This window comes from Enterobacter sp. ENT03 (assembly GCF_019218745.1).
Lineage (GTDB): Bacteria > Pseudomonadota > Gammaproteobacteria > Enterobacterales > Enterobacteriaceae > Enterobacter_D.
In genome coordinates, this window is sequence record NZ_JAHUXA010000001.1 from 20,284 (window position 1) to 34,752 (window position 14,469).

Consider the following 14,469-nt stretch of genomic DNA (forward strand, 5'->3'; position numbering starts at 1 on the left):
GAATTTATAACATTATTTGCGATCGGCGGGGATCAGATTAAAAATTCGAACTGATTAACGTGATAGAACAGCGTTAACGGCTGCGATTTTGAAAGGGTAAAGCCTAATGACTGATAAAAAGTGGCGGCGGCCTCGTCTTTAGCTTCGACGAAAAGCGCATAGATGCCCACCATGCCTGCGGTTAACCAGGTGCGGCGTATAGCATCGAACAATAATTTCTCACCGAAACCTTGTCGTTGCAGACGGCGATCCACGGCCAGTCTGCCGAGCAGGACACAGGGCAGATTGCGGTAAGGCAATTTGCGTTGCCGGGAGCCAGAAAGATGCTCTTTTTCGTAGGACGCCCCGGAGAGGGTATAAAAGCCCATAATTTCAGGGATCGCTTCGTTTGTGACCAGCACGTAGCAGCGCAGAATTCGCCGCTCTTGCTGAATCGACATCTGGGACGTTAAAAACGTATCCAGCGCCTCAACGCCACAACTGAAATTGTCAGTCCGGTAGGGGCGGGCAGGATCCCAGGACTCAATGCTTAGCGTTAATTCTTCTGCCACGTCCAGCTGTCCTTGTCATGATAACGTGCAGCCACTGCTTTCATGCGTTCCGTTGGCTGCGGTGGATTGTCCAGCAGCGCCTGAATGCGCGCCCAGTTTTGCTCATCCAGCGCGATACGCCGATGCTCATTGATGACTTCAGCGGCTCGCTCACGCACGGCATCGATCACAAAGGTACTGACCGGAATGCATAGCAGGCTGGCGGCTTCTTCCATCTGTTTTTTCAAATTCTCATCAAGCCGAAAATCAAAACGCTCTTTTTTCACGGTGGACATAGTCAACCTTAATATGTACGGTAAATTGCCGTACATAATATCATGCCCGTTTAAAAAAACGCCAGCGGATAAACGCTGGCGTCACTACAATCAGATAGACGTCCGGCGGTAGCTGCGGTATTCCGGCTGCCAGAAGTTTTCTTCGATAGCCTGCTGCAACGCCTCGGCGGAGGTTTTCACCGCCAGACCCTCTTCCTGCGCCATTTTCGCCACGGCCAGCGCAATCGCCCGCGACACGGTCTGAATATCTTTCAGCGCCGGGAGCACCATGCCTTCACCGTGGTTTGCCAGCGGGGAGTGCTGGGCCAGAGTTTCACTGGCGGCCATCAGCATGTTGTCGCTGATGCGGGATGCGCCGGACGAAATCACCCCAAGGCCGATGCCAGGGAAGATGTAGGCGTTATTACACTGGGCGATGGGGATCACTTTATCCTGCCAGTGCACCGGCATAAACGGACTGCCGGTAGCAACCAGCGCCTGACCATCGGTCCAGCTGATAATGTCCTGCGGGGTGGCTTCGACGCGAGAGGTCGGGTTCGACAGCGGCAGCACGATAGGGCGCGGGCAGTGCTTGTGCATCTCGCGAATAATTTCTTCGGTGAATAATCCGGTCTGCCCGGAGACGCCGATCAGAATATCCGGCTTCGCATTGCGCACCACATCCAGCAGCGAAATCGCCTCGGCGTCAGTATCCCAGTGTTGCAGATTGTCGCGCTTTTGCACCAGTTTGCTCTGGAACGACAGCAGGTTTGGCATCTGGTCGGTCAGCAGGCCAAAGCGATCTACCATAAAGACATTCTGACGCGCGGCGTCTTCGCTCAGCCCTTCACGCTGCATCTGGGCGACGATCTGCTCGGCGATGCCGCAACCGGCGGAGCCTGCGCCAAGAAATACCACTTTTTGCTGGCTCAGCTGGCTGCCCGCCGCGTGGCTGGCGGCGATCAGTGTGCCAACGGTAACCGCGGCGGTGCCCTGAATATCGTCGTTAAACGAGCAGATTTCATCGCGATAACGGGTCAGCAGCGGCATGGCGTTTTTCTGCGCGAAATCTTCGAACTGCAACAGCACGTCCGGCCAGCGCTGTTTCACCGCCTGAATGAATTCATCGACAAAGGCGTAATATTCATCGCCGGTGATGCGCGGATGACGCCAGCCCATATACAGCGGATCGTTGAGTAACTGCTGGTTATTGGTGCCGACATCCAGCACCACCGGCAGGGTGTAAGCCGGGCTGATGCCGCCACAGGCGGTATACAGGGAGAGTTTGCCGATAGGGATCCCCATGCCGCCGATGCCCTGATCGCCGAGGCCCAGAATGCGCTCGCCGTCGGTGACCACTATCACTTTGATATTATGGGTCGGCACGTTTTGCAGCATGTCGTCCATGTTGTGACGGTTCTGGTAGGAGATGAATACCCCGCGCGCGCGGCGGTAAATCTCAGAAAAACGTTCACAGGCGGAGCCGACGGTCGGGGTATAGATCACCGGCATCATCTCGTCGAGATGGTTATCGACCAGACGGTAGAACAGGGTTTCGTTGGTGTCCTGGATGTTACGCAGGTAAATGTGCTTGTCGATTTCCGTTTTGAAGCCCTGGTATTGTAACCAGGCGCGCTCGGCCTGTTCCTCAATGGTTTCTACCACATCCGGCAACAGCCCCAGCAGGTTGAAGTTGCTGCGTTCTTCGAGGCTAAAGGCGCTGCCTTTATTGAGAAGGGGGAATTCCAGCAACACTGGACCGGCGTAGGGAATGTACAGAGAACGGTTTTTTTTATACTTCAGTAACATCGCAAAGCTCCTTAAAAATCGATCCCGTCATCTGCGTAATGACGGCGACGGCTGCGGCGCAAGTATAAAGCATGCAGATGGCAAATACTTCCCGGTTGCGCCAATCGTAAGGAGAATGTTGCAGAATTGCGAGGCGGGTTCAGAAGCCCGGCAGACGAGTGCCGCCGGGCAAATACGATTAAGACTCCGCGCGGCGATGACGGCCGGTGCGGTGCGTTACCACGGTAGCTTGATCCTCTTTAGTAACGACTTTTCGCTGGTTGGACAGCTTGTGATCCATACCCAAAACATGACGTGCCTGACGATTCGTTTTCATGCTGACTCCTTAATCCTGTGACAAGTTTCAAGGACGCGCCCGCAGCCTGAGCGGGTGAGCGTAATCCCATAGCAAAAACCGTTGCCGCACGGTACAAAAAGTGCGCGGCAACATTGATGTTCGGTCATCCCATACCAAATATCAATGGTTGAGCCGGCTTTCAGAACAGTCTGTGATGTCACTCAGGTTCCCCTCACCAGACCGGTGAGGGGACGTGCGGTTCACTCTAGTTCAAGCTTTCGGTTGATGTGGTCGATAGCCGCCTGCCATTGCGCCTGTAAATGCGGCTTCTGGTGTTTTGGCTTACGTGCCCGATCCTCCGCCAGCCGGTTTTCCAGGGCAATCAGCTCGGCCAGCAGGCGATCGGCATCAGTGTCTGGCCTTGTCGTGGCGGAGGGGATGGCGACAGGGGCGGTCACGGCATCCGGCTCCCGCAGCCGTGCGAATACCGCTTCCACGTCGTGCCACTCCTGCAACTTGCCGTCTTCAATCAGCCAGAAACGGTTACAGCTGCTGGTGATCAAATCACGATCGTGACTTACCAGCAGCACGCCGCCGTCAAAGCCCGTCAGCGTTTGCGCCAGCGCTTCTTTACCTTCCATATCCAGATGGTTGGTTGGCTCATCCAGCATCAGCAGCGCATAGCGCGCCAGCGACATGCCGACAAACAGCAGGCGTGAACGCTCGCCGCCGCTTAACGTGCTGACCCGTTGCCCATGCCGCGCAAAGGTAAAACCCGCGGCGATCAGCGCTTGCTTGCGCACCTCCGGCGGCGGGGCGAACGGCGCTAGCGCATCGAACAGCGTGTCATCGTCCGACAACTGGTGCAGCGTCTGATCGTAATAGCCGAGGGTGACGCGCGGATGCAGCACCACACCGTCATAAAGACGCTGCTGCTGATACTGTTGCCACAGCAGGCGTAACAGCGACGATTTCCCGCAGCCGTTGCGTCCCATGATCGCCACGCGGTCACCGCTTTTTATACGGGCCAGCGGCAGCGTAAACAGCGGAGCGGCATCCGCCGCCGGGGCTACCGCTAATTCGCGCATCTCCAGCAGCCGGTCGGCGCGCAATGCATCGCCCTGTAGCGAGAGCGTCCAGTGGCTACCGGCGGTGACGTCGGTCTGCACCTCTTTCAGACGCAGGATCTGCTTTTCCATCTGCTTCGCCTTACGGGCGAGATCTTCGTTATCGTAAACCTGTCCCCAGGTCGCCAGCCGTCTGGCGCTGGCGGTGATGCGGTCGATCTCTTTCTGCTCGGCTTTCTGGCGCAGGGCGTCAGTTTCATCCCGCTCCGCCAGCGCCCGCCGCGCCGCCTGACACGGCAGCGCAAAACAGTGCAGCGTTTGGTCGCGGAGGATCCAGGTGTTGTTAGTCACCGCATCCAGCAGTCGGGCATCGTGGGACACCAGCACAAAGCTGCCGTTCCACCCCTGCAAAAACTGCTCCAGCCACAGCAGCGTGGGGAGATCGAGATGGTTGCTCGGCTCATCCAGCAGTAACAGATCCGGCTGGCGGATGAGCGCCCGCGCCAGTAACAGCCGCGTGTGCTGACCGCCACTAAGCGTACCCGCGCACAGTTGCCATTCCCGCTCGCAAAAGCCCTGACTGGCCAGCAAGGTTTCCGCCTGCCAACGTTGGGTTTCACGTTCCGCCTGCGGCAGTTGCGACAGCACCGCGTCAAGCATGGTGAGTGCCGCGAGTTCGTCAGGCAGGTGTTGTTCGACCCGCGCCAGCAGGCAGTGTCGGGCCACAGAATAGACGCCAGCGGTCGGGGGAAGGGTGCCATCCAGCACTTTTAACAGCGTGCTTTTGCCGCAGCCGTTATAGCCCACCAGACCAATGCGGTCGCCTTTTTTGACGGTAAAAGAGAGATCGCGAAACAGCGAACCGAACGCCGTATCGACACGAAGGGATTGTGCAGTTAGTAATGTGCTCATTGCTTACTCAAGAGTTACAGGCACGTCTGTGCCTCGTCAAACCTCGCTGACGATAACCCGGTAAGCCCGAGAGAAGGGAGTTAGGTAATAGCTTCGCTCAAGCTTCAGTTATCGCAGCACGATACCGATAACGCTTGAGCTATGGCGATCGCCAAAATGATGTGAATAGATAAACAATTCACAGCGCAGCATAAGTAACCTCCTTTTTTATTTATCAGGTGAATGGATAGAGTGAGTGTAACGAGCAACGCGGCCTTTGCCTAGTCGCCAGCCACTACCAGATTTTGTCCTGTCAGGCGGGAAAGATTGCCGCCAAGCCGCACGTTATTCAACGGGCGTAGCGCGGCAAGTCGGTTATTCACCGCCGCCGGACAGGTATAGAGGGTGCACCAGGCTTCCAGCCAGGCCAGATTGGTCGGCTGTTCTAAAAAGTGACGATCCTGTTCGCTGCCGGTAGCTTCCCGGAAGGGCGTGGGATCGTCAAACCCGGCGATCACCCGTTCGCCCAGACGTTTTAGCGCCGCGTTTTCTGCATCGCTCAGCACCACGTGATTCGCACGGGCAAACAGCGCCAGCATCACCAGCGGTTGCAGGGCGTAATTATGATAGGCCAGCGCCCGCTGACGGCGCTTCAGCTCGTTGGGTAGAAAACCGCGCGCATCCACCTGGGCTAATCCGATGCGCAGCAGGGCAACAGCATCCCCAAACAGATCGTCGCGCCCGGTGACGATGGCCGTTGACATCAGCGCCCAGCCCGCCCAGTAACTGTGGTTGTTGATTTTGTTAAGCGGCAGCCCGCGCCAGTCGCGGGCGGTCAGCGTGCCGAGCTGGCTTAGCCAGTGCTCCACCTGCGCGGCGGCCGGATCGGTGTTCAGCGCAGAGTGCGGGGCGAATTTCATCTGGATCCAGGCCGAGGAAAAGCTCGCCAGCGCCCATTTACGCACCGATCTGCCGGTATGGCTGGTGTCCGTGGAGGTGAGCGCCCCGGCCCGCGCCCAGCTTTCCAGCGCGTTGATGGCACAACGACTGTCGCCCCGTTGCACCAGTTTGCTGACCTGGCGCTCCATCGCGTCAACGGTGCGGGTCGAGTCGCGATAGGCCTCTTCCGCCTCTTTATTTAGCGTGGCGCGGGCGGCGTCGGACCCTTCATATTTACTGCGCAGACGCAGCGCGCCGGTATAGGGCGGCGGCACCGGAGGACAGGCTGCTTTTGCCGTTGCGGATTGCGTGGGCAGGGTAAACCCGGCGGGGGGCAGGTACTGTGCGGCATGCGCCGTCGCGCTGAACGACCCGGCAGCCGCCAGTACCAGCAGGGAGGAAAGAGGTAACCATCGCAGCACAGTGTCAGCCTTAAGGTTTGATAAAGCTGAAACTATAGCAAATTAATGGGTGCCAAAAACCTGCACCGCGCGTTGCAGGCGGGTGGCGCGGGCGGAGAGATCGCCTGCGGCGTCGGTTACCTGCTCCACCATGCCATTGTTGTTATGCGTCATCACGCCGATACGCGATACCGAGCTGTTGATCAGCTGTAACGCCTGCGTCTGCTCCTGGGTGGCAGTGCCGATCTCTTTGATCATCGTCGACATGTGAATGACGTTGTCGATCATCGCCGTCAGGTGGGATTCCGTGCTCTCCACCATCGCCACGCCGTGACTGACGTTGGCGACGTTTTTCTCGATCAGCGTTTTGATCTCTTTGGCCGCCGATGCGGAGTGCTGCGCCAGGTTACGCACTTCGGCGGCCACCACCGCAAAGCCGCGACCGGACTCACCGGCGCGCGCCGCTTCCACCGCCGCATTCAGCGCGAGAATATTGGTCTGAAAGGCGATGCTGTCAATCACGCTGATAATATCGACAATCTGCCGGTTATCCCGGGACACCGACTGCATAATGCTGATGGTTTGCTTCATGATGTCGCCGCTGTTGATGGCGTCGCTGCTGGTTTTATCGGCACGGATCATCGCCTCGCCTGCGGTTTCCGCCGTCTGTTTCACTGCGCTGGCGATTTCTTCCACCGCCGCCGCAGTCTGGTGCAGGTCGGCGGAGGTTTCTTCGGTGCGGGTGTGCAGGTTGGTGCCTTCTTTGGCGATGCGCTGGCTGATCTGCTGAATGCCGTGCAGCTGTGTATTCACGTCATCGACCAGGGAGTTCAGATTAAGACCGGACTGATTCACCATGCGCAGCAATAAGCCAATTTCATCGACGCGATTAAACTGCACATAATCGGCTTTGCGCCCGGAGATGATTTTTTGCATCTGACCAAGAATAACCTTTAACGGGCGCGCGATCTGTTTATTCAAAAACAGGGAGAGCAGAATAAAGATAATGAGGGTGACCGCCATTTTCACCGGCAGCATAACCGGCATTATTTCCAGCACCAGAACGGCCAGCAGACTAATAACCATCGCGAGATGGATGCGCGTTGCCACGCTTATCCACTTAAATATCGACAGGAACGACAACAACCCACGCCGCACCAGCACACCTTTATAAAAACGATGGCCTTTGAGGGTATTTTCATTTACCGCTGCATAAAGTTTTTCGCTGGCGTCGATTTCATCGCGCAGTGGAATATTACGTACTGAAATATAGCCAGTCAGCCGCTCCTGATGATAGACCGGCGTGACGTTGGCGCGTACCCAGTAGTGATCGCCGTTCTGGCGGCGGTTCTTCACCAGCCCGGTCCAGCTCTCACCCTGCTGGATGGTGAACCACATATCGGCAAAGGCCGCCGGCGGCATGTCGGGATGACGAATAATATTATGCGGCTCGCCCGTCAGCTGGTCTTCTTCATAACCACTGGCAGCAATAAACGCGGAGTTCGCATAGGAAATATGGCTGTGTGTATCGGTGGTTGACATTAATGTCATGCAATCTTTGAGCAAATACTCTTTTTGTGTAACAGGAGTGTTACGCTTCATGAAATCCCCACGATGAAATTCTTCAGGTAATCCCTGAAAGTAAAGTGTCGGGTAGTGCATATTTTTCTTTTCGGCGTGGCATTTTCTACTAAGTGCAATGCGACGGATAGTAGCAGCGCGAAATATTTTTTAAGCAGGAATTACATGAGGTTGTTATAAAATTGATAAATAAAAACATCGGCATTCTTATTAAAAGAACGCCCTGAAGACTTAACGCAAATAAAAAGTGAAAAGCGGGAATAATGGGCAGATAAGTATTTTCGCATGAGGCATTTTATTAACACCTCATGCACATTTAACGACGTGGGGCCACCGACTCCCGAATAATTAACCGGCCCTCATGGCGCGGCAGCGGGGCGTTTTTGCTTTCATCGGAGGGGGATAACAGAATACGCACCGCGTCGCTGATCATCTCATCCATCGGGATATGCACTGTGGTCAGCGTCGGGGTGAAGTAGCGGCCAATGGTCGAATCATCGAAACCGGCAACGGAAATATCTTCCGGTACGCGAAAACCGTGATCGGTCATCGCTTTGGTGACGCCGATGGCCATGTCATCGTTGGCGGCAACAATGCAGGTCATGTCCCGGCGCTGTTTCAGGAGCGCGCACCCGGCGTCATAACCGCTTTCCGTGCTCCAGCTGCCACGTACAATCAGCGAGTCATCGGGCGCGATCCCCGCCTGATTTAGCGCATCCAGATACCCCGCCAGACGGCTGTCGCCCGTCGGCGAGCCTTCACCGCCGCCCACGAAAGCAATGGTGCGATGCCCTTGATCCAGTAAATAGTTCATCATCTGCAGGCTGCAATGACGATGGTCGACAAATACCGCACTGTTACGATTACGCTTCAGCTCGCGGTTGATCACCACAATCGGCACGCTGTTCTGGTCGATAATATCGTCCAGATCGTCAACGCTGAGGTATTTGGGGTAAATCATGATCGCCTCGCAGCGCAGCTGGAGCAGGAAATTAATAGCATTAAGTTCATCTTCCCGGCTGTGCTTGCCGTCCGCCAGCACCAGCTGTCGCTGGTGATCTTCACTACAGGTCGCGGCCTGGTAAATCATCGACGAAAAGAACGGCCCGTTATACAGACCGTTGGTGATCACAAGCCCCACGGAATTGGACTCATTCGTTGCCAGCTTGCGCGCCAGCAGATTGGGCCGGTAGCCGGTTTCTGCAATGGCCTGAAAAATGCGGGCTTTCACCTCCTCGCTGACCACCACTTTGCCGTTGAGCGCGCGCGACACCGTCGCTTTTGAAACGCCCGCTTTTCTGGCGACATCCAGTATCGTGACCATAAATTCCTGCTAGTTATCAATGCCTGTGCCTATTATGCAGCAGGAGCATGATTTGAGGGGGGATTTCACAGCGGAATTGTGCGGCAGAGCAGCGATTTCACCGTTCTGCCGCGTGCATTTTGCCTCAGGACACCGTCATTAACGGCGCATTTTGACGAATATCCCCCCCGGACTGGTGCCAGGTTAACTGATAGTCGTCGCTGTTGATCACCAGCACTGGCGTGGTGAGGTCGTACCCGGCACGCTCAATGGCCTCTTTATCAAACTCCAGCAGCGGTGTGCCCGCTTTCACTAGATCACCTTCTTTGACCAGCGGACGGAAATGCTGACCCTGCAAATTAACCGTGTTCAGCCCGACGTGGATCAGCAGTTCTGCGCCGTTATCGCAGGCCAGTCCGACGGCGTGATGGGACGCGATCAGGGTTTCCACCCGTGCATCACAAGGAGCGACAACCATGCCCGACTGCGGGCGAATGGCGATACCATCACCCAGCGCTTTCTGCGCAAAGGCGTCATCTGCCACCGTTTCCAGCGCGATCACTTCGCCGTCCAGCGGGCTCATGATGTTCAGACTGGCCGTGGTTGCGGCGGCGGTTGTGGTGGTGGTTGAAGAGGCAGCGACAGGCGCGACGTCCGGTTCGTTAAGATGCTCATCCGCCACCGGGTCTTCAAAGCCGACGAACTGCACCAGCACAATGGTCAGTACAATCGCCGTGGCACTGCCCGCCAGCTCACCGATAAAGGACATCGGCGCGTCCGGGCTGATGGCATTCACCAGCGTAAACAGACCTGGCAGCGCAGCATAGGCGTAGTAAAGGGAGCCAAACAAACTGGCGACTACCGCGCCCACCGCGCCACCGATACAGCCGCAGATAAACGGCTTTTTAAAGCGCAGGGTCACGCCGTAGATAGCCGGTTCCGTAATGCCAAAAATGGCGGTCACGCCCGCCGACAGCGAGGTGGTTTTCAGTTCGCGATTGCGGGTTTTCAGGAATACGCCGAACACCGCCGCCATCTGGCCGATCACCGCGATGGTCTGGTATGCCTGGAAGGAGTCGTACCCCTGAGTATCGAAGTTCGCCATGATCACCGGGGTGATCCCCCAGTGCACGCCGAAGATCACCACGATTTGCCACACGCCGCCAATCACCGCAGCAGCCACGGCGGGTGCGGCGGCAAAAAGCGCGTTATAGCCGGAGGCAATGCCCATGGCCGCCCAGGTCGTTACTGGCCCGATGATGATCAGCGTCAGCGGAACGATGATCACAAAGCACACCAGCGGGGTAAACAGGGCGGTGACCACATCCGGCAGGATGCGCTCAACACGTTTTTCCAGCCATGACAACGCCCAGACGAGGAACAGCGGCGGCAGCACCGATGAGGTGTAGACGGTTTTCGCCAGCGGAATAAACAGGAAGGTAATAGTTTCACCGCCCGCGATACGGCCCGCCATGGCGGACCATTCCGGGTTGATCAACGCACAGCAGCAGAGCACGGCGATATAAGGGTTACATTTGAAATGACGCGCGGCGGTGATGGCGATAAACACCGGCAGGAAGGCAAACGGCGTCCACGACATAAAGTTGAGGATCGCAAAAGTCCCGGTGGTTTTCACATCGGCATCGATAAGCCCGACGACAATCAACAGCCCCTGCAAAATACCGGCCGCCGCCAGAATATAGACGATAGGCGCAAACACCGCTGACATGGTGCCAATCACCGCATCCAGCCAACGGGTTTTCGGTTTTGCCGTTGCGCCCGTATGATTTTCGCCAAGCAGGGCGGAGAGGGCATTAAACACGTCCGCGACATGGGTGCCAATCACCACCTGAAACTGACCACCGCTCTCTACTACCGCAATCACGCCGGGTAAATTTTGTATGCGGCTTTTTGCTTCGGCCGGGGTTTCATTGAGCACCAGGCGTAAGCGGGTGGCGCAGCGCGTAAAGCTGCTGATGTTATTTTCGCCGCCTGCCTCGCGAAGGATGTCACTGGCTAACTTATTGTAATCCCTGATAACTGCCATTCTTATGTACCTTTTTTATGGGTAAATTTATGCGTGACCGTTCGTGTAACCGGTTTCATGCTAGCAGTGAATGATACCCGTGCAACCGGTTTCATGGCGGAGTGTGGGCTGAATCACATTGATTGACTGAATGAATTTACCAGGGCGAGGCGAGATTTTTTTTCAGAAGGGGACAAGAGATAAATCGACGAGCGAGAGAAAAACGGGGCCATTCCGTTGGCCTGAGACGGGGATGCGCGGGGCTTAAATGTCATCCATGGTGTAACTGACCACCAGCTCCAGACAATGACGGATCACATCGGCCGCAGTGGCATCGTGCGTCGTTTCCAGCGCGCCAATCAGCCACAAAATAATGTCTTTATTGGTGACATAGGCGTGTGAAATCATCAGACTTTTAATGGCGGTAGCCAGCAGGGCCGCCTCATCGGGCATTAATTCTGCGGCGTTACGCACATAAGTCGATAAAGCCGGGTTGTGCAGTGCTGAAAAGACGTCTGGTTGCTGTGCAATGGTCGTGTTCATGTTATTCACCGCAGTTATAAATTTAGTGGCTGACGTAGGTCAGGTGATAGTGATGCTGTTACGACTGTTCGAACAAATCTGTATTTAACTGAAACTATTAGCTCTGACGCTCAAACAGCAAACCAATCAGCGCCTGATAATGTTCTTCTTCTTCCAGCGTGGTGGCCTGTTCAAGACGCACCAGCAATTTTGTACATAAATTTTTGCGATTCAGATGGCGGCCTGTTTTCAGGATTTCCACCACGATCTCACCCAGTGTTTCTTGTTGGGTCGGCAGAGCGGCTTTATTAAAATAATGTGCAATGGCAGCAGATGAATCGAACGAATACCCGTCCTGTTGCATTGGTCGCTCCTGTTAAATGTACTAAACCTCTTAAGTTGCCGCCTAAGTTATACAAACTTTATAAACTTGTACATAACAACCGTACAGGTTTTGCTACGCTTTGGCCTTTTGAGGATATATCGCCCTGCTATCAGGCAGTTAAACAGAAAAATAATTTCGTTGATTTCTGCGCGAGCTGTACAGCTTGTACAACGAAAAACTGTACCGAAAGTTACTGTCGTAACGGGCTTAACTGACTGTAATATCTGCACAAAAATATATTTTATAAAGCCCACTGACGGGCAAGACGAAGCGCCTGGCATCTGGTAATGTTGCCCGCAGACAAGAAAATCTCGGGGAAAAAATGCTCACAACCATCATCTACCGCAGCCATATTCGCGATGACGTTTCAGTTAAATCGCTGGAAGAAATGGTCGCGGGAGCCAATCAGATAAATAGTCAGGCGAATGTTACGGGCATTTTACTTTTCAATGGCACGCATCTTTTCCAGTTGCTGGAAGGGCCTGAAGAAAATGTTGTGAAAATTTACCGTCATATCTGTCGCGACAACCGCCACTATAACGTAGTGGAGCTTCTGCATGATTACGCCCCGGCAAGGCGCTTTGGCAAAGCGGGCATGGAACTGTTCGATTTACGGCAGTGCGAAAAAGACGAAGTGCTGCAGGCCGTACTGGACCGCGGGACTTCAAAGTATCAGTTAACCTATAACGACCGCGCATTGCAGTTTTTCCGCACCTTTGTCGAGGCGACGGAAAAAGAGAACTACTTTGAGATCCCGCCCGGCGACGCATGGGCCTTTGTGCCAGATGACGAGGTTGTACAGCTCGGCGCGCCGCAAAAACAAGCGTCGGCGGATTGCAGCTTCGCCTTTCAGCCCATTATCGACCCGCTGGCCCGCAAAATCGTCTCGGTTGAAGCGCTGCTGCGCACACCCGACGGCGCGGGGCCGGAAGCCTGGTTTGCTGATAAGCACGGGGATGACATTTACCTTGCCGATCTCAACAGCAAGAACGTCGCGTTTGCGATGGCGAGCGGCCTGAATCTGTTCGAACAGTCGTTGGCGGTCAACCTGTTACCGATGACGCTGGTGAAGATCCCTGATGCCGTCGAGGTGTTATTAGCGGGCATTCGCGCCAGCGGTCTGGTGCCGGAGCAGATCATCGTTGAGTTTACCGAAGGCGAGGTGATTTCCGGCTTTGACGCCTTTACCGGCGCAGTGCGCCAGCTGAAAGCCGCCGGCATCAGCGTGGCGATCGATCACTTTGGCGCGGGCTTTGCTGGCCTGCAGCTGTTGACCCAGTTCCAGCCGGACCGCATCAAAATCAACCGCGAGCTGATCAAGGATGTGCACATGAGCGGCCCGCGGCAGGCGGTGATCCAGGCGATCATCAAGTGCTGTCACTCGCTGGAAATTGCCGTCTCCGCCGTAGGCGTTGAGAAAGCAGAAGAGTGGATGTGGCTGGAATCCGCAGGCATCAGCCAGTTCCAGGGGTATCTGTTCGCACATCCGGGTATTGATGCTATCCCGGTTGTTGCCTGGCCGGAAAAACAATCCGCCTGGTAACCGTAACGGTAAATAACCCTGTTATTTGTACAAGCCCCGCCATGTCGGGGCTTTTCTTTCATTCGAAAATTAAAAATACCCTTAATAAACAAACTGTTAATTCTTGTACAACAAAAAAAGGTTTGTACAAGCTGTGGTTATTAGTTAGTTTAGATATGAAGTGTTAAACAGATGTAAGAGGGGGACCAATGGCTCACTACAGTATTGGCGATGTCGCTGAACGATGCGCAATCAATCCTGTAACGCTGCGGGCCTGGCAACGACGTTATGGGTTGCTGAAACCTCAGCGCAGTGAAGGCGGACATCGTCAGTTTGATGAAGAAGACATTCAGCGTATCGAAGATATTAAGCGCTGGATCAAAAGTGGTGTTCCGGTCGGCAAGGTGAAAGCATTGCTGGAAGCAAAAGACGTGGCCGTTGATGACGGTTGGGTGTCGCAGCAGGAAGAGATGATGGCGGTGCTGCGCCGGGTAAATCCGGCGAATCTGCGTGCCAAAATCATCGCCATGGGGCAGGAACATCCGGTTGATGCGCTAATCGATCAGGTTTATACGCCGGTGCGTCAACGTCTTAGCCTCGATCAAAACACTGCCCGCGCGATGAGTAGTCTGCTGGACGGGGCGTTGATCGAATACGCGGTGGGTTGCATCGCGCACGCCCGGACAAAGCCGGGTAAAGCAGCATTGCTGATTGGCTGGGATACCGACGATCGTACCCGCCTGTGGCTGGAGGCATGGCGTCTGTCAGAGCAGGGCTGGCATATTGATGTGCTGGCTGAACCGCTGGATCTGCCCCGTCCGGAGCTTTTCCCGGGTCAGCAGATTTTTATCTGGACCGGTAAAACCCTGACACGCCGTCAGCAGGAGCAGTTTGAGCACTGGCATGAGCAGGGTTTCACCATCGTCTTTCACGGTAAGTAA

13 protein-coding genes are annotated in these 14,469 nt (G+C 55.3%); 2 read left to right on the top strand and 11 right to left on the bottom strand.

The annotated features are described in order from the left end of the window. Positions 1 to 32: 32 nt before the first annotated feature. From KW828_RS00075 to ycgZ, 11 genes are all read right to left on the bottom strand, one after another. The gene (locus tag KW828_RS00075; RefSeq protein WP_371316062.1) at positions 33 to 551 is read right to left on the bottom strand and encodes a GNAT family N-acetyltransferase; all 519 of its coding nucleotides are present in this window, start codon (positions 549 to 551) and stop codon (positions 33 to 35) included. Continuing rightward, a complete protein-coding gene (locus KW828_RS00080; protein WP_218334443.1) occupies positions 536 to 826 on the bottom strand; it encodes a DUF1778 domain-containing protein in 291 nt (96 codons plus the stop codon). Before KW828_RS00080 ends, KW828_RS00075 begins: the two co-directional genes overlap by 16 nt. A gap of 90 nt (positions 827 to 916) precedes the next feature. Beyond that, positions 917 to 2,614 (bottom strand): NAD-dependent malic enzyme, encoded by a 1,698-nt coding sequence (locus tag KW828_RS00085; protein WP_218334444.1) that lies wholly within the window; start codon positions 2,612 to 2,614, stop codon positions 917 to 919. 178 nt (positions 2,615 to 2,792) lie between these two features. Beyond that, positions 2,793 to 2,930 carry a stationary-phase-induced ribosome-associated protein gene (sra, locus tag KW828_RS00090; protein ID WP_218334445.1) on the bottom strand — a complete coding sequence of 46 codons (138 nt, stop codon included), beginning with the start codon at positions 2,928 to 2,930 and terminating at the stop codon, positions 2,793 to 2,795. A 221-nt stretch (positions 2,931 to 3,151) separates the two neighbouring features. Beyond that, complete coding sequence (locus tag KW828_RS00095; RefSeq protein ID WP_218334446.1) at positions 3,152 to 4,870, bottom strand: ABC-F family ATP-binding cassette domain-containing protein; 1,719 nt, start codon at positions 4,868 to 4,870, stop codon at positions 3,152 to 3,154. A gap of 260 nt (positions 4,871 to 5,130) precedes the next feature. After that, positions 5,131 to 6,210, bottom strand: coding sequence for an alginate lyase family protein (locus tag KW828_RS00100; RefSeq protein ID WP_371316063.1), 1,080 nt, complete (start codon positions 6,208 to 6,210; stop codon positions 5,131 to 5,133). Positions 6,211 to 6,252: 42 nt separating this feature from the next. Continuing rightward, positions 6,253 to 7,791 carry a PAS domain-containing methyl-accepting chemotaxis protein gene (locus KW828_RS00105; RefSeq protein WP_218334447.1) on the bottom strand — a complete coding sequence of 513 codons (1,539 nt, stop codon included), beginning with the start codon at positions 7,789 to 7,791 and terminating at the stop codon, positions 6,253 to 6,255. 295 nt (positions 7,792 to 8,086) lie between these two features. After that, entirely contained in the window at positions 8,087 to 9,094 is a 1,008-nt protein-coding gene (locus tag KW828_RS00110) for a LacI family DNA-binding transcriptional regulator (protein WP_218334448.1), read from the bottom strand. 124 nt (positions 9,095 to 9,218) lie between these two features. Next, a complete protein-coding gene (locus KW828_RS00115; protein ID WP_218334449.1) occupies positions 9,219 to 11,120 on the bottom strand; it encodes a beta-glucoside-specific PTS transporter subunit IIABC in 1,902 nt (633 codons plus the stop codon). Between the two features lie 243 nt (positions 11,121 to 11,363). Next, a complete protein-coding gene (locus KW828_RS00120; protein ID WP_218334450.1) occupies positions 11,364 to 11,642 on the bottom strand; it encodes a biofilm development regulator YmgB/AriR family protein in 279 nt (92 codons plus the stop codon). 97 nt (positions 11,643 to 11,739) lie between these two features. Next, a complete protein-coding gene (ycgZ, locus tag KW828_RS00125) occupies positions 11,740 to 11,985 on the bottom strand; it encodes a regulatory protein YcgZ (RefSeq protein ID WP_218334451.1) in 246 nt (81 codons plus the stop codon). 343 nt (positions 11,986 to 12,328) lie between these two features. Here ycgZ and KW828_RS00130 point away from each other — a divergent pair, with 343 nt between their 5' ends. After that, positions 12,329 to 13,549, top strand: coding sequence for a diguanylate phosphodiesterase (locus tag KW828_RS00130; RefSeq protein ID WP_218334452.1), 1,221 nt, complete (start codon positions 12,329 to 12,331; stop codon positions 13,547 to 13,549). Between the two features lie 188 nt (positions 13,550 to 13,737). Then, positions 13,738 to 14,469, top strand: coding sequence for a MerR family transcriptional regulator (locus KW828_RS00135; RefSeq protein WP_218334453.1), 732 nt, complete (start codon positions 13,738 to 13,740; stop codon positions 14,467 to 14,469).